Annotated in this window: 17 protein-coding genes; 10 read left to right on the forward strand and 7 right to left on the reverse strand. The window is 69.4% G+C overall.

Annotated features, from left to right (window positions below; genetic code table 11):
• Positions 1-84: 84 nt before the first annotated feature.
• The 5 genes from ASF43_RS29860 to ASF43_RS14500 all read right to left on the reverse strand — a co-directional run bounded on the left by ASF43_RS29860 (position 85) and on the right by ASF43_RS14500 (position 4,326).
• Positions 85-753 (reverse strand): phosphatase PAP2 family protein, encoded by a 669-nt coding sequence (locus tag ASF43_RS29860; protein WP_162241806.1) that lies wholly within the window; start codon positions 751-753, stop codon positions 85-87.
• A gap of 303 nt (positions 754-1,056) precedes the next feature.
• Positions 1,057-2,973 carry a hypothetical protein gene (locus ASF43_RS14495; RefSeq protein WP_156373313.1) on the reverse strand — a complete coding sequence of 639 codons (1,917 nt, stop codon included), beginning with the start codon at positions 2,971-2,973 and terminating at the stop codon, positions 1,057-1,059.
• 188 nt (positions 2,974-3,161) lie between these two features.
• Positions 3,162-3,515, reverse strand: a complete 354-nt coding sequence (locus ASF43_RS29865; RefSeq protein ID WP_200932531.1) for a hypothetical protein — start codon at positions 3,513-3,515, stop codon at positions 3,162-3,164.
• Positions 3,502-3,663 (reverse strand): AbrB/MazE/SpoVT family DNA-binding domain-containing protein, encoded by a 162-nt coding sequence (locus ASF43_RS32280; protein ID WP_369803265.1) that lies wholly within the window; start codon positions 3,661-3,663, stop codon positions 3,502-3,504. Before ASF43_RS32280 ends, ASF43_RS29865 begins: the two co-directional genes overlap by 14 nt.
• A gap of 225 nt (positions 3,664-3,888) precedes the next feature.
• A complete protein-coding gene (locus tag ASF43_RS14500; protein ID WP_056182230.1) occupies positions 3,889-4,326 on the reverse strand; it encodes an HU family DNA-binding protein in 438 nt (145 codons plus the stop codon).
• 196 nt (positions 4,327-4,522) lie between these two features.
• Between ASF43_RS14500 and alaC the strand changes: the two genes are divergently transcribed.
• From alaC to ASF43_RS14550, 10 genes are all read left to right on the forward strand, one after another.
• Positions 4,523-5,728 carry an alanine transaminase gene (gene alaC / locus ASF43_RS14505; protein ID WP_056182233.1) on the forward strand — a complete coding sequence of 402 codons (1,206 nt, stop codon included), beginning with the start codon at positions 4,523-4,525 and terminating at the stop codon, positions 5,726-5,728.
• Positions 5,729-5,823: 95 nt separating this feature from the next.
• Positions 5,824-6,756 carry a ZIP family metal transporter gene (locus ASF43_RS14510; protein WP_056182235.1) on the forward strand — a complete coding sequence of 311 codons (933 nt, stop codon included), beginning with the start codon at positions 5,824-5,826 and terminating at the stop codon, positions 6,754-6,756.
• A gap of 72 nt (positions 6,757-6,828) precedes the next feature.
• Complete coding sequence (locus tag ASF43_RS14515; RefSeq protein WP_056182238.1) at positions 6,829-7,383, forward strand: DUF2796 domain-containing protein; 555 nt, start codon at positions 6,829-6,831, stop codon at positions 7,381-7,383.
• Complete coding sequence (locus tag ASF43_RS14520; RefSeq protein WP_056182240.1) at positions 7,380-8,096, forward strand: ATP-binding cassette domain-containing protein; 717 nt, start codon at positions 7,380-7,382, stop codon at positions 8,094-8,096. Before ASF43_RS14515 ends, ASF43_RS14520 begins: the two co-directional genes overlap by 4 nt.
• Positions 8,093-9,358 carry an ABC transporter permease gene (locus ASF43_RS14525; RefSeq protein WP_056182242.1) on the forward strand — a complete coding sequence of 422 codons (1,266 nt, stop codon included), beginning with the start codon at positions 8,093-8,095 and terminating at the stop codon, positions 9,356-9,358. Before ASF43_RS14520 ends, ASF43_RS14525 begins: the two co-directional genes overlap by 4 nt.
• A 2-nt stretch (positions 9,359-9,360) precedes the next feature.
• On the forward strand, positions 9,361-9,915 hold the full coding sequence (locus tag ASF43_RS14530; protein ID WP_056182244.1) for a DUF3299 domain-containing protein: 555 nt from the start codon (positions 9,361-9,363) through the stop codon (positions 9,913-9,915).
• A 3-nt stretch (positions 9,916-9,918) separates the two neighbouring features.
• Positions 9,919-10,335 carry a transcriptional repressor gene (locus ASF43_RS14535; RefSeq protein ID WP_056182247.1) on the forward strand — a complete coding sequence of 139 codons (417 nt, stop codon included), beginning with the start codon at positions 9,919-9,921 and terminating at the stop codon, positions 10,333-10,335.
• A gap of 120 nt (positions 10,336-10,455) precedes the next feature.
• Positions 10,456-11,058, forward strand: a complete 603-nt coding sequence (locus tag ASF43_RS14540; RefSeq protein ID WP_056182250.1) for an outer membrane beta-barrel protein — start codon at positions 10,456-10,458, stop codon at positions 11,056-11,058.
• A gap of 14 nt (positions 11,059-11,072) precedes the next feature.
• Complete coding sequence (locus ASF43_RS14545; protein WP_056182252.1) at positions 11,073-11,444, forward strand: response regulator; 372 nt, start codon at positions 11,073-11,075, stop codon at positions 11,442-11,444.
• A gap of 1 nt (position 11,445) precedes the next feature.
• The gene (locus ASF43_RS14550; RefSeq protein WP_056182256.1) at positions 11,446-14,088 is read left to right on the forward strand and encodes an ATP-binding protein; all 2,643 of its coding nucleotides are present in this window, start codon (positions 11,446-11,448) and stop codon (positions 14,086-14,088) included.
• A 33-nt stretch (positions 14,089-14,121) separates the two neighbouring features.
• Here the strand turns inward: ASF43_RS14550 and ASF43_RS14555 are convergent, their stop codons facing one another.
• Positions 14,122-14,412 (reverse strand): hypothetical protein, encoded by a 291-nt coding sequence (locus tag ASF43_RS14555; RefSeq protein ID WP_156373314.1) that lies wholly within the window; start codon positions 14,410-14,412, stop codon positions 14,122-14,124.
• Positions 14,413-14,563: 151 nt separating this feature from the next.
• A complete protein-coding gene (locus ASF43_RS14560; RefSeq protein ID WP_056182262.1) occupies positions 14,564-14,947 on the reverse strand; it encodes a hypothetical protein in 384 nt (127 codons plus the stop codon).
• Between the last annotated feature and the right edge of the window lie 11 nt (positions 14,948-14,958).

A 14,958-nucleotide genomic window follows, 5' to 3' on the forward strand; every position in this document is an offset into this window, starting at 1 on the left:
TGGGCACATGGTCAACTCTTGAGGCTGGGCCACGGCTTCAAATTCGTCGCCAGGTTGGTTGGCCGGTGGCGCTGAGCCGTGGATCTACACCGGATCGTCGAGCAATTCCTGACGAGCCCGCAGCATGATCTTCGCGATGGCTGGGCATTGCCCAGAATCCGAGATGATCGGCCAAGCTTGACTGGCGAGGTCTTTACCAGCAGTCGTGTCACTTTCGTAGTGCACCCCCGCGACCTGCCTGTTGAAGGCGATCTCCTGTGCTACAGCGAATATTGCCTTCTGCGCATTCGGAAATAGAGAGGTCAAACCATGCGCGATCAGGTGGGACTGCAATGAATGGCCGCTCGGGTAAGCAGGATGCCCGGGCACGGGGATGACGGGCGCAACGCTGGAATCGACGCTGTCGGGACGAGGGCGTTCAAACACGTCCTTGTAGTACATGACGAGGTACCGACCAAGTTCCTTGAGCATGGTCGCCAGTTCATGAACGTTCGTGTGTCGATCTTTCGTGAACGGGACTACGGCTTGAAAAGGAGAAATGATGTCGGTGGCTTGCGCCTTGATGGCATCTAGCCTCGCTGCCCGTTGGGCAAAGAGGCCTTTCATATCGGCAATTTCGGCGCGGGTGTTGTATTTGCGTGGATCAGGCAACCGAAATTTCGTGAAGCCCGCATTCGCTACAAATTGCGAGATGCACAGCCAACGGTATGGTTCCGCTGCCCACGGATATTCTGCGCTTTCGTTCATCGTCATGACATCCTCCTCGAAATTGAACACGGCCCGTCCGCTTTGCGCCAGAGCACAGCCGCGACGGATCGTCCGCCCCCACACGTGTGTCGTCATCATCCGATTTGATGACCAGGTCGCTGGGTACGGCGTCCAGCCGATCGCACGGCGAGTTTTGAGAAGCCGCAGGCCGCCGGCTTGCGCATGCCCAGTCGAAGGTTGCCGGCACGTTCGTTTCGTAACGAGGCCACGGATGCGCCCCGCAGAGCGATGCAGGAAAAGCCATCGTGCAGTCGCTGGCGATCTCACGGCGGCGGTCGCGCCAGCCCTTTACGCCACCGAAAACGCAACCCGGAACAACGCTCTCGCCACCGGATCGAGCGCGGCTGCGCTGCCGATGCGCAGCACCGCGAGCACCGGCTCTGCCGTCGACGCATTCGGCGAACTGCCAGGCAAGCCAGCCCAGGCGGCATCGGCCACCGCCCGCAGGGCCGCCATGTCCGTCGTGCCGTCGCACAGCACGACGACCCGGTCCAGCGGCACCTGCCAGACCAGGTGCGTCAGCTCGAACGCGCAGCCCAGGTTGTCGCGCTGGAAGCCGCGCAGGTCGAGCAGCACGGCGTCCGATCCCTGCGCCAGCTGCATCACCGCCAACGACCACGTGTCGGCGTAGCAGAACACCTCGTTCACCGGGAACCGCAGGTCGCCTTCGAGCCGCGTCCGAAGCCGGGACAAACGGCGTTCAACGTCCGTGGCCGAGCGCAGGAACTCGGCGTCGACCCGCTGCAGCAGGAAGCACTCCAGCATCCAGGAGCCGAGCGTGCGGGTCGCCAGGTCGGTCCCGGCGATGAGGTCCACGCGGCCGATGCGTCGCCACGTGTCGTCCAAGGTGTCCATCACGCGCTCGCTCCTGTTCGTGTTGCCGAACACCCGAAGGAACAGCAGTCGCTTGGGCGCATGGCTTTGTTGCGACATGCGGGCCCGGCGCAGCAAGCCGAACAGCAAGGCAGCGTAAGCCACCATGGCGACCCAGGCCGCGACGCGTGAGCTCGGCTCCAGCAGCCACATGGCATAGAGCGCCAGCACAGCCCAGCACAGATGGAACTGCAGTGCCTGTGTCGACATCCAGCCTCGGCCTTCGGTGGCCACGGTCGTCTTGAACAGGAGCCAGACCACGAAGCACTGCAAAACGGCGCTGGGCAGGGCGTTGGCGAGTGGCCCGAGCGGGAAGCCGGGTTGTGTCCAGTTGTCGATGGCGGCTCCGGCGATGCCGATGGCCGCCAGTGCCCCGATGGCTTCGGGCTTGCGATGGCCGCGCATGATGCGCAGAAAAAGCCAGGCGCCCAGCGGCACCACAGCCAGGCCCAGACCGTACATGACGGGGGCCGGCCAGCGCATGTCGGTCCTGGGCTTGAGCTGATCCAGGTCGGGCGGAAGGATGCCGGCGCCCATCGCCCACATGACGGCAGCGCCTCCGACCGCCAGGAACAGCAGCACCGGCACCACGGCGACGACCAGCGCCCGCAAGCGCGCCTGCATCAGCAGCAGCACGGCGACGGCCGGTGGCAGGTACAGGCTGGCGAGCGACGCGGCTGCGCCCAGCGCCCGCGGGACATCACCGAAGTGCCAGGCCAGCGCCCCCACCGACACGAGGAGGACCACGCCATAGGCCGCCGCGGCCCGCAGCCGGCTGCGCCATGAGCGGGCCACTGCGCTGACCAACACGACCGCGCCGGGCAGCGCCGCCCACAGGGCCCACAGCCACAGGCTGGTGGCGTGCGCGTTGGCCGGGACCGAGAGCACCTGAAGCGCCACCATCGCAGCCCAGAACATGCCGCCGGCCAGCAGGAAGCAACGCTCGTAGCGGCGCGTGGCGTGCAGCGCGTGTTCAAACGCGATCGCGGCTTCGCCCTGCAGCGTGGGGTGGTCGTCAGCGGCCAGCGTCTCGATGCGCAGCAGGGGCCGCGTGTCGGCGCGAAGCGGCTGCACAGGAGCCGGTGCGGGGACCGCAACCGAGGCGCCGCGTCGCATCATCGAGGCCTGGACGGCTCGCCGGTAGCGCCGGCCCAGCAGCGTGACGGCGGCCAACATCGTTGCCGGCAAGCCGAGCAGGTAGAGCCAGAGTGTCCAGTCGGTCATGGTATGGCTCAGAGTAGCCACACTGACGGCCGTTTGGGTATGCGCTTGGCAACCGTCGCCGTGCAGGTATTGTCCGGCGCCGCATGCCTGGCCGTGGCAACTCGCCACGGGTGCATCTTTGCCGAAATGGCAACCCGGTACCTGGGGCCGACGCAGGGATCGATCAGGTCAGATGATCGCGGATGACGACCTGGGCCGGCGCGTTGAACTCTTCTACGGCAAGTCAGTTCAGGGCGCGACAACCGACAGACGCGCGACGTAGCTCTTGTACGGCTTCGGGTCCCGCGTCAGCACGCTCAGGTTTGCCACGGCGGCATGCGCGCCAATGAAGAAGTCCGGCAGCGGCTTCTGTCTCGATCCGCCCTGGCGCCGGTACACCCCATACGCCGCAGCGACCAGTGACGCGGACTTCCAGGGCGCAGCGTCTCGTACACATCGAACAGCGTGTGCCATGCGCCGAGGCCAGGGATCAGCAGTTTTGTGTAGATGACGATGTTGATGTGCAGTGGCGATCGCTCGCTGCATGCCTGCATTGCTCCACGGCCCCAGTCGTGCCACGGGCTGTTGGTATCGATGCAGTCGATCCAGATGTTCGCATCGACCAGCGTGCCGGCCGTGCCGTCGTAACGGGCCAGGCTAGCGGCGGCCACGGCGTACGGGGGCCTTGCGGGGGCTCGTCGCCCCTGATGAACTGCATGATCTCGTCGGCGCCGAGGCCACCTCGCTGCCTGGCGTAACGCCCGCGGCTGTCCGGATGTGCTTGGGGATGGTGACCTGTCTCTTCTCGGTAACGAGCATGGCGGCCTCGCAAATAGGAATTGAAAGTAGGAATCTTGGCGCCGCTGCACACCAGTGCGGTGCCGCTGGCGGCACTCGCGAATGAATGGGGTCTGCGAACAGCGCAGCGTTCCAGCGTGCGTTCAAAGGCTGGACCGGCAGTGCGCCGGGGGCCTACCGGCGCGGCGGTGCGTGACCGCGGCCGGTGGGTGCTGCCATCATGGACGGCAGCACCGGGGGCGGGCGTTACAGCGCCGCGTCCTTCAGCTTCTTGAGCGAACGCACCTTCACACGCACGGTGGCGGGCTTGGCGGCGAACTCGCGCTCGACCTTGGTGAAGGGGTCGATGCCGCGGCGCTTCTTCTTCGCGGGGATGGCCTGCGACGTGACCTTGAGCAGGCCGGGCAGCGTGAACTCGCCCAGGCCCTTCTTGTGCAGCGAGGCGACCATGGTGGCTTCGAGTGCGGTCAGCACGGCCTTGACCGTCTTGGGCTCGGCGCCCGACAGCTCGGCCAGGTGCGCCTGCAGCGAGGTCTTGTTGAACGCGGTCTTGATGGGCTTGAGCGCTGCGGGCGCGGCCTTCACGGGTGCAGCCTTCTTGGCGGGAGCGGCCTTCTTCGCGGGCGCCGCCGTCTTGGCGGTGGAGGCCTTCTTCACGGGAGCAGTTTTCTTGGCAGTTGCCATGTCGGGATACTTCTTTCTAATCGGAGATGCGCAACGTCGCGCCGCGCGATTCTAGGAATGTCGGCGTCGTGGCCCGAGAACCTCGGGTTGGCGAGAGGCTGTTGCGCGGCGCCACTGCGCTAGCATCGCCCCGGGCCGGCCCCATTGCCGGCCACGTCGCTCGGACGGTTCCGGGCGCTTACGTGAGAGTTCAACGATGTCAGCATCTGCTGCAGGCAAGCGCCGTTTCGCGCGCATCGACCGCCTTCCCCCCTACGTGTTCAACATCACGGCCGAGCGCAAGCTGGCGGCGCGGCGCGCGGGCGTCGACGTGATCGACATGAGCATGGGCAACCCCGACGGCGCCACGCCGCCGCACATCGTGGCCAAGCTGGTCGAGGCCGCGCAGCGACCCGACACGCACGGCTATTCGGCCAGCAAGGGCATCCCGCGGCTGCGCCGCGCGATCTGCCACTGGTACCAGGACCGCTACGGCGTCGCGTTCGACGCCGACAGCGAGGCCATCGTGACCATCGGCTCCAAGGAGGGGCTGGCGCACCTGATGCTGGCCACGCTCGACCGCGGCGACACCGTGCTCGTGCCCGACCCGAGCTACCCCATCCACATCTACGGCGCCGTGATCGCGGGCGCCGACATCCGCTCGGTGCCCATGGCGCCCGACATCGACTTCTTCGGCGAGTTGGAGAAGGCGATCCGCGGCAGCTACCCCAAGCCCAAGATGATCGTGCTGGGCTTTCCGTCCAACCCCACGGCGCAGTGCGTGGAGCTGGACTTCTTCGAGCGCGTGGTGGCGCTGGCCAAGAAGCACGACATCTTCGTGGTGCACGACCTGGCCTATGCCGACATCGTGTTCGACGGCTGGAAGGCGCCGTCCATCATGCAGGTGAAGGGCGCGCGCGACATCGCAGTGGAGTTCTTCACGCTGTCCAAGAGCTACAACATGGCGGGCTGGCGCATCGGCTTCATGGTGGGCAACGCCGACCTCGTGGCAGCGCTGGCGCGCATCAAGAGCTACCACGACTACGGCACCTTCACGCCGCTGCAGGTGGCGGCCATCGCCGCGCTGGAGGGCGACCAGCAGTGCGTGAAGGACATCGCCCTGCAGTACCAGCGCCGGCGCGACGTGCTCTACAAGGGGCTGATCGAGGCGGGCTGGCAGGTCGACTGCCCCAAGGCCTCGATGTACATCTGGGCGCGCATTCCGGAGCCTTACCGCAAGCTGGGCTCGCTGGAGTTCACCAGGCAGCTGCTGGACAACGCCAAGGTCAGCGTGTCGCCCGGCATCGGCTTCGGCGACCACGGCGACGAGCATGTGCGCTTTGCGCTCATCGAGAACGAGGCCCGCATCCGCCAGGCGGTGCGCGGCATCAAGACCATGTTCAAGGCCGACGGGCTGATGTAGACCGGCGCTGCCAATAGTGAGCATGCGTTATCATTAGAGGCATCAGGGTGGCCTTGTCCGGGGCTGCCCTCGCTTCTTTCTGATCTCGCATCTCCATGAACCTGCTTGGCATCCTGATCGCCACCCTGGTGGCCGGCGTCGGCAGCGTGTGGCTCGCCGCGCTGGTGCTGCGGCTGGCCACGCGCGGCCCGAAGCTGATCGCCGACCGCCGCTACCTGCTGAGCCTAGCGGCCGGCGCGCTGCTGGCCACGGCCTTCATGCACCTGCTGCCCGAGGCCTTCGAGAGCGGCGCCAGGCCCGCAGCCCTGTTCGCCGTGCTTCTGGGCGGGCTGGTCGTGTTCTTCCTGCTCGACAAGGTGGAGCTGTGGCACCACGGCCACGAGCATGCGCATCCGCATGCCCATGGCGATGCGCACGACCACGGCCACCACCACCACGGGCATGCCCACGCCACGCGCCGCGGCGGCGCCTGGGCCGTGCTGGCGGGCGACAGCCTGCACTGCTTCGGCGACGGCATCGTGATCGCGGCCGCCTTCACGGCCGACCCGGCGCTGGGCGTGGTCGCGGCGCTGGCCGTGCTGGCGCACGAGGTGCCGCACCACATCGGCGACCTGGTGGTGCTGGACGCTGCCGAGCGCGCGCCGCAGGCGGCACTGGTCAAGCTGAGCCTGGCTGGCCTCGTGACCTCGCTGGGTGGGCTCATGGGCTGGTGGTTGACGGGCCAGCTTGCCGAGTGGCTGCCGTACTTCCTCGTGGCGGCCGGCAGCAGCTTCGTGTATGTGGCGCTGGCCGATTTGATCCCGCAGCTGCAGGTGCGCATGACCAAGCGCCAGACTGCGGCGCAGGTGGCCTGGCTGGTGGTCGGCATCGCGGTGGTGACGGTGGTGAGCCAGCTCGCGCATGGCGAGCACGACCATGGGCATGCAGGCCACGCGCACGGCGCCGCCCAGGGCACGGACGCCCACGATGACCATGGCCACGACAAGGACCATGACCATGCGCACACGTCGGCCCCCGCCTTCAAGTAGCTGGAACTCTGCGCCGCGCTGGCGGACCAACCCGGCGCGCGATCGTCGCGCCCACCCATCAGGAGTCATTGCATGCACCGTTCGTTTTTCGCCGGCCTCGCGCTGTCGCTGCTCGCTGCCGCCGCGCCAGCCATGGCCCAGGGCCATGCCCACAGCCACGGCCAGCTGTCGCTGGATGTCGCGGTCGACGCCCAGGACATCACGGTGCGGCTCGACGCGCCGCTGCACGACCTGGTGGGCTTCGAGCGCGCGCCGCGTTCGGTGGCCGAGCGCGGCCGCGTGACGGCGCTGCTCGAGCAGCTCAAGCTCGCCGACAAGCTGTTCGTGCTCGACCCGGCCGGCGGCTGCAAGCTGGGCGATGTGCAGATCGCGTCCGCCGTGCTGGGCCTGGGCAGCGCGCCGGCGCCGGCCAAGGACGAGGCCGCGCCCGAGCATGCCGACCTGGACATGACGGTCACCTTCGCCTGCGACAAGGCCGCGGCGGCGCGCTTCATCGATGTGAAGCTGTTCGACGCCTTCAAGGGCGTGCGCAGCGTGGATGCGCAGGTCGCCACGGCCAAGGGCCAGTCGCGCGTGAGCCTGCGCCGGGCGGCCAGCCGGCTGCCGCTGGACGGCTCGGCCCAGTGAGCGAGCCGGTCCTGTCCGTGAAGGGCCTGCGCTTCGCCTGGCCCGGCAGCCGCAGCGACTGCCTGGACATCGCGGCCTTCGACGTGGCGCCGGGCGAGACCGTGTTCGTGCACGGCCCCAGCGGCTGCGGCAAGAGCAGCCTGCTTGCGCTGCTGGCCGGCGTGCTGCTGCCGCAGCAGGGCCAGGTGGTGCTGGCCGGTCGCGACTGGCAGCGCCTGGGCCGCGCCGGCCGCGACCGCTGGCGCGTGGAGCACGTGGGCTACATCTTCCAGCAGTTCAACCTGCTGCCTTACCTCAGCGTGCGCGACAACGTGCTGCTGCCGTGCCGCTTCTCGGCCACGCGGCGCGCGGCGGCTGCGGCGTCGGCCGGCTCGGCCGAGCACGAGGCCGAGCGCTGGCTGGCTGCGATGGGCCTGGCGCCGGCGCTGTGGCAGCGCACGCCGGGCACGCTGTCGGTGGGCCAGCAGCAGCGCGTGGCCGCGGCGCGCGCGCTGATCGGCGCGCCCGCGCTGGTGATCGCCGACGAGCCGACCTCGGCGCTGGACGAAGACCTGCGCAATGCCTTCGTCGACCTGCTGCTGGACGCCTGCGCCCAGGCCCGCAGCGCGCTGGTGTTCGTGAGCCACGACCGGCGCATCGCCGAGCGCTTCGCGCGCCAGGTGGCGCTGCCGCAGATCAACCGCGCCGCCGGCGTGGCGGAGTCCGTTGCATGAGGGCCTTTTTGCTGACGCTGGCGCTGCGCAGCGCCTGGAACCGTCGCTTCACCCTGAGCCTGACGCTGGTGTCGATCGCGCTGTCCACCTTCATGCTGCTGGGTGTGGACCGCATCCGCGGCGACGTGCGCGACAGCTTCTCGTCGGCCGTGTCGGGCACCGACCTCATCGTCGGCGCGCGCACGGGCTCGGTGCAACTGCTGCTGTACGCGGTGTTTCATGTGGGCGCGGCCAGCAACAACATCCGCTGGTCCAGCGTGCAGGCGCTGCGCCAGCAGCCCTCGGTGGCCTGGGTCGTGCCGCTGTCGCTGGGCGATGCGCACCGCGGCTTCCCGGTCATGGGCACGAGCGCCGAGCTGTTCGAGCGCTTCCGGCATGGCGAGCGCCAGCCGCTGCAGTTCCAGGCCGGCAAGCCCTTCGGCCAGTTGTTCGACGCCGTGCTGGGCGCCGAGGTGGCCCAGCGCCTGGGCTATGGCCTGGGCACGCGCATCACGCTGTCGCACGGCGGCGGCGAGCTGCAGGTGGCCGACCACGCCGACAAGCCCTTCCAGGTCGTCGGCGTGCTGGCGCGCACCGGCACGCCCATGGACCGCAGCGTGCTCGTGAGCCTGGAGGCCATCGAGGCGCTACATGTGGACTGGATCGGTGGCATGCCCATGCCGGGCCAGCGCACCGCGGTCGATGCGCTGACAGCCGCGCAGCTGCAGCCCAAGGCCGTCACGGCCGCGCTGGTGGGGCTCAAGAGCCGGGCCGCCGTGTTCTCGGCGCAGCGCTGGGTCAACGGCTACCGCGACGAGCCGCTGATGGCCATCCTGCCCGGCGTGGCGATGGACGAGCTGTGGAGCGTGATCGGCCCGGGCGAGCAGGCGCTGCTGCTGATGTCAGGCTTGGTCGCGCTGGTCAGCATGGCGGGCCTCATGGCCGTGGTGCTGGCCGGGCTCAACGAACGGCGGCGCGAGCTGGCCGTGCTGCGCAGCGTGGGCGCCAGCCCCTGGCATGTGCTGGCGCTGCTCGCGTTTGAAGGCCTGTGGGTCACGCTGGCCGGCATGGTACTGGGCGTGGTGGCGCTCGTGGCCGTGACAGTGGCGGCTGCGCCCTGGCTGCAATCGGCCATCGGCCTCACGCTGCAGCTGGCCGCGCCCACGGCTTTCCAATGGGCGCTACTGGGCGCGCTGCTGGCCACCGGGCTGCTGGCCAGCGTGCTGCCGGGCTGGCGCGCCTACCGCTTGTCGCTGTCCGATGGACTTTCTCCGAGAATCTGACCATGTCGCACACATCCATTTCCCTCGCCCGGCCCACGCGCCGCACCTGGCTGGCCATGGGCGCGGCCCTGGCCCTGCCGCTGCCGGCCCTGGCTGCGCCGTTCAACGAAATCGCCTGGACCGACCTCGTGCCCCAGGGATGGGACCCGGCCAAGAGCATGCGCGACCAGCCTGGCCTGGCCGGCCTGAGCGACACCGACCCGCGCGCGCAGGAGATGCTCGACGAGCTGCGCAAGATCTGGGACAACGCGCCCACCGTGCCGACCATGGCCGGCCGCTCGGTCAAGCTGCCCGGCTACCTGGTGCCGCTGGAGGAGGGCAAGGACGGCATCCGAGAGTTCCTGCTGGTGCCGTACTTCGGTGCCTGCATCCACACGCCGCCGCCGCCGTCCAACCAGATCGTGCTGGGCCGCGCCGCCAAGCCGTTCAAGGGCCTGCGCACCATGGACGCCGTGTGGGCCAGCGGCACGCTGCAGATCGAGCGCGCCGCCTCGTCCATGGGCGTGGCCAGCTATGTGATGCAGGTCGAGCGCGTGGTGAAGTACCAGGGCAGCTGAGCGATGGAGCGCGCGAGCCGGCAACGCGATGCGATCCGCCAGGCGCTGGAGGCGGCCGGCCGCCCCTTGCTGCCCGGCGAGATCCTGGCTGCCGCGCAACGGGAGGTGCCGGCGCTGGGCATGGCCACCGTCTACCGCAACCTCAAGCAACTGGCCGACGCCGGCGAGATCCAGTCCGTCGAGCTGCCCGGCGAGGCGCCGCGCTTCGAGGTGGCAGGCCACCACCATCACCACCACTTCAGCTGCAGCGTCTGCCAGCGCGTGTTCGACGTGCACGCCTGCCCGGGCGACATGCAGAAACTGGCGCCGGCCGGCTTCATGGTCGAGCGGCACGAACTCACGCTGTACGGCCGCTGCGGCGACTGCAGTGCCGCGCCACCACGCCGCGCGCGCCGGGCTGCCGCAAAGACGTCCGCCTGAGACGGGATCGCCCAGCGGTTCAGCATTTGTCCCACAATGGGCCGACGGGCGGCTCGCGACAATGGCGTTGTCCCACAGCCCCGTCCGTTCCCTGGACTGCGACAGACACAGGAGAACCCCATGAACAGCTTGCGATCGTGTGCCGGCCTTGCCGCCCTGCTGCTGGCGGGGACGGCGATGGCCCAGACTTCCGGCAGCCCTTCGCCCTATGACCTGCGCCGCGGTTCCTGGTTGCCCTACACGACCAACGGCTATGCCGGCCTGAGCCTGGGCCGCCCGAGCTACCGGCTCGATTGCGGTGTGGGCGGCTGCGACCAGCCGCAGCTGGCGGGCCGGGCCTACGTGGGCGGCATGTTCAGCCCCTTCTTTGGGGCCGAGGTCGGCTACCTGCACATGGGCGAGGCCGAGCGCGGCGGTGGTGACACGCGCGCCGAGGGCGTCAACTTCAGCCTGGTCGGCCGCGCCGATGTGGGCGCCGGTTTTGGCGTGTTCGGCCGCCTGGGCACCACCTACGGGCGCACGCGCGTCGCGTCCTCGGCCAGCAGCGGCATCACGCCCGGGCGTGCCAGCGGCTGGGGGCCGGCCTATGGCCTGGGCGTGGACTGGGCATTCAGCGACCACTGGTCGGCCGTGCTCGACTGGCAGCGCCACCGTTTCGATTTCGCGGGCGACGACAACGGCTGGGTGCGGTCCACCAGCGTCGGGCTCAAATACCGTTTCTGACTTCTTCCCAACTGATGACGCCCACCAGCATTCTGTACGTCGAGGACAACGACGACCTGCGCGACTCCATTGCCATGGCCCTGGAATCACCCACCCGGGAAATCACCGTGTGCGCGACCGGCGAGGAAGCCTTGACGGCCCTGGCGCAGCGCGACTGGGACATCCTGATGACCGACGTCGGCCTGCCCGGCATCAACGGCACGGATCTGGCGCGCCAGCTCACCACCAGCAAGCCGCAGCAGTGGGTGGTGCTGTGCTCGGGCTACGACATGGGCGCGCAACTGGCGGCGCTGGGCCCGAACGTGCGGGCGCTGACCAAACCATTCGACCTGGACGCGCTCGAGCGCATCCTGGACACCATCGAGGACGCCTTGAAGGCGCGCTGAGGTGGCGCCGGCCGTGCGCGAGCGCTATGCCGACATCTTCGTCGGCACCAGCGAGATGGCGCAGCTGATGCGCGCCCACGACTGGGCCGCCACACCGCTGGGGCCGCCCGAGCACTGGCCCGAGGGCCTGAAGGTGGCCTTGCGCATCCTGCTGACTTCGCGCTTCGAGATGTGGCTGGGCTGGGGGCCGGACATCTGCTTCTTCTACAACGATGCCTACCGGCCCACGCTGGGCCGCAAGCACCCGCAGGGCCTGGGCCAGCCCTGCCACGTGCTGTGGGCCGAGATCTGGGACGACATCAAGGACCGCATGCAGACGGTCTACCGCGACGGCCAGTCGACCTGGGACCGGGCGCTGCTGCTGATCCTGGAGCGCTCGGGCTACCGCGAGGAGACTTACCACACCTTTTCGTACAGCCCGCTGCTGGGCGACACCGGCCAGGTCGAGGGCTTGTTCTGTGCCGTGTCCGAAGAGACGGAACGCGTGCTCAGCGAGCGCCGCATGGCCGTGCTGAGCCGCCTGTCGGCCGGGCTGGCCGCCAGCGGCACGCGCGCGAGTGCCCTGCAGGCCATCGAGCATGGGCTGGCTGGCGCCGCGCACGACCTGCCGTTCGCCATGGTCTACCTGTTCGATGCCCAGGGCCGGGCGCAGCTGGCCTGCAGCGTGGGCATCGCCGCCAGCCATGGCCTGGCCGACGCCGGGCACTGGGGCGCCGAACGCATCTTGTCCGGCCTGGCCGAAGCCCATGTCGCGCTGGACCCGTCGGCCGATGCACCCACCGGCCCCTGGGCCATGGCGCCGCAGACGGCCATGGTGCGCGCCGTCGGCGGCCGCGGTGGCGTGCGGCCCAGTGGCTTCCTGGTGGCGGCGCTGAACCCGCACCGGCCCGGCGACGTACTGGCGCAGGACTTCGTGCGCCTGCTCGCCGGCCCCATCGGTGCCAGCCTGGACAACGCCGACGCCTACGAGGCCGAGCGCCAGCATGCCGAGTCGCTGGCCGAGGCGGTGCAGACGCGCACGGCCGAGCGTGACCGGCTCCATATGCTGTTCCGCCAGGCGCCCGGCTTCATGTGCGTGCTGCGCGGGCCGACCCACGTGTACGAGCTGTACAACGAGTCCTACCAGCAGCTGGTGGGGCACCGCGTGCTGGCCGGCCAGTCGATCGAGCAGGCTTTGCCCGAGCTGGCGGGCCAGGGCTTTCTGGAGCTGCTGGACAAGGTGCGCCGCAGCGGCGCGCCCTTCGTCGGCCGCGGCGTGCGCGTCATGCTGGAGCGCCGGCCCGGCGCCGCGCTGGAAGAGCGCTTCGTCAACTTCGTCTACCAGCCGATCTTCGACGGCAGCGGCCATGTGGACGGCATCTTCGCCGAGGGCAACGACGTGACCGAGCAAGTGCGGGCCGAGCGCGCGCTCAAGGAGCTCAACGGCCATCTGGAGATGCGCATCGCCGAGCGCACCGAGGAACTCGCCAGCACGCTGGACCGGCTGCGCGCCGAGTCGGCCGAGCGCGCGGCGGCCGAGGAGGCCCTGCGCCATGCGCAGAAGATGGAGGCCGTGGGCCAGCTCACCGGTGGCATCGCGCACGACTTCAACAACTTCCTGCAAGGCATCACCGGCGCGCTGGACCTAATCCAGCGCCGCATCGCGCAGGGCCGCATCGACGAGGTCGGCCGCTTCCTGGGCGACGCCGGCAGCTCGGCCCGGCGCGCGGCCGCGCTGACGCACCGCCTGCTGGCCTTCTCGCGGCGCCAACCCCTGGCCCCGCGCGGCCTGGACGTCAACGCGCTCGTGCTGTCGATGGAGGGGCTGATCCACCGCTCGATGGACGAGCGGCTGCAACTGCGGCTGGACCTGGCACCCGACCTGTGGCCCACGCTGTGCGACCCCAACCAGCTCGAAAGCGCGGTACTGAACCTGTGCATCAATGCGCGCGACGCCATGCCCGACGGCGGCGTGCTGACGGTTGCGACACGCAACCTGGCGGCCGATGGCGTGCACGATGGCGACTACGTGCAGATCTGCGTGCAGGACAACGGCCTGGGCATGGCGCCCGATGTGCTGGAGCGGGCCTTCGAGCCGTTTTTCACGACCAAGCCGCTGGGCCAGGGCACGGGGCTGGGGCTGTCCATGATCTACGGATTTGCGCGCCAGTCCGAGGGCTACGCCAGCATCGACAGCACGCCCGGGCAGGGCACGCGCGTGCAGCTGTGCCTGCCGCGCCACCTGGGTCCGGTGGGCCCGGCCCCTGCAGCGCCGGCACCCGCGCTGGCCCCTGGCGGCGGGCACACCGTGCTGGTGGTGGAGGACGAGGAGGTCGTGCGCCGCATGGTGGTGGAGCTGCTGCAGGAACTGGGCTACCGCACGCTGCAGGCGGCCGATGGGCCGGCGGGCCTGGCCCTGCTGACGGGGCCTGAGACGATCGACCTGCTGGTGACCGACATCGGCCTGCCGGGACTGAACGGGCGCCAGGTGGCGGATGCGGCCCGGCTGCACCGGCCGGGGCTCAAGGTGCTGCTGATGACGGGTTATGCCGAGAGCGCGACGCGGGCCGATGGGGTGCTGGACAGCGGCATGGAGTTGCTGACCAAGCCCTTCGCCGTGGACGACCTGCTGGCGCAGGTGCAGCGCATGCTGCCGGCTGGCTGAACGCACCGCGCGGGCCGTGGCGGCCCGGCGGGCTCAGCGGATGTAGGAGAGGTGTTCGACGCTACCCATGGCCTGGTCGCGCAGCTGCGAAATGCGCGACCAGCTCACGCACATGCGTGCGTAGGCACGCACCATGTCGTCGCTGACTTCCTGCACCTTCAGGTCGGCGGCAAGGGGCTGCTGCGCCACGGTCTGGAACTCGCTCGTGGCACTCAGCCACTGGTCGGCCAGCTCACCGTAGCCGGAGTCCTGCAAGACGGTCTTGATGTCGTCGGGCCGGCTTTCTTCCATGCTGGCCAACGCGTGTGTTTGATTCAGGTCCATGTTCGTGTGCTCCGTTGCGCCTCAGATTCAGGGCTGTGCCGGCCGCAGCCGTTCACAACGCGAGCGAATCATCGATGCACAACGCACGCAGCAGTGTAGGAATGCGGCGCGTGCGGCTGTGCGCAGCATCCGGTTCCGTCCTACAGACGCGTCATCCGAGCTGGAAGTGGGGGCGCACCGAAACCGGCACCTGTCGAAAGCGCAGGGCGACGGCGGCGTGGTAGCGGTGCAGGCCGTGGCGCAGCGTCAGGCGCGGCGCGCCGGCCTCCTGAGAGCACCACAGCGGCGCGAGCGGCTGCCCGGTGGCCATGGCGCGCAACGTGTCGACCATGCGCTGCTCGGCGAACGGCGCCGGCGCCATGCAGCCCGGCGGCAGGCCCACCTGGAAGATGCCGACGGTGGCGGTGGGCCATTGCGGTTCATGCGTGTGCGCGTAGCACAGTCGCCGCGGCATGAAGCGCAGCACGCCAGCGGCCTGCAGCCAGTCGTCGGGGATCTCGAAGCGGTACTGCGCGCCGGGATGGAAGAACATCATGGCGGGGCCGC

It is taken from the genome of Pseudorhodoferax sp. Leaf267 (assembly GCF_001422405.1).
In the GTDB taxonomy this organism is placed as follows: Bacteria; Pseudomonadota; Gammaproteobacteria; order Burkholderiales; family Burkholderiaceae_C; genus Pseudorhodoferax.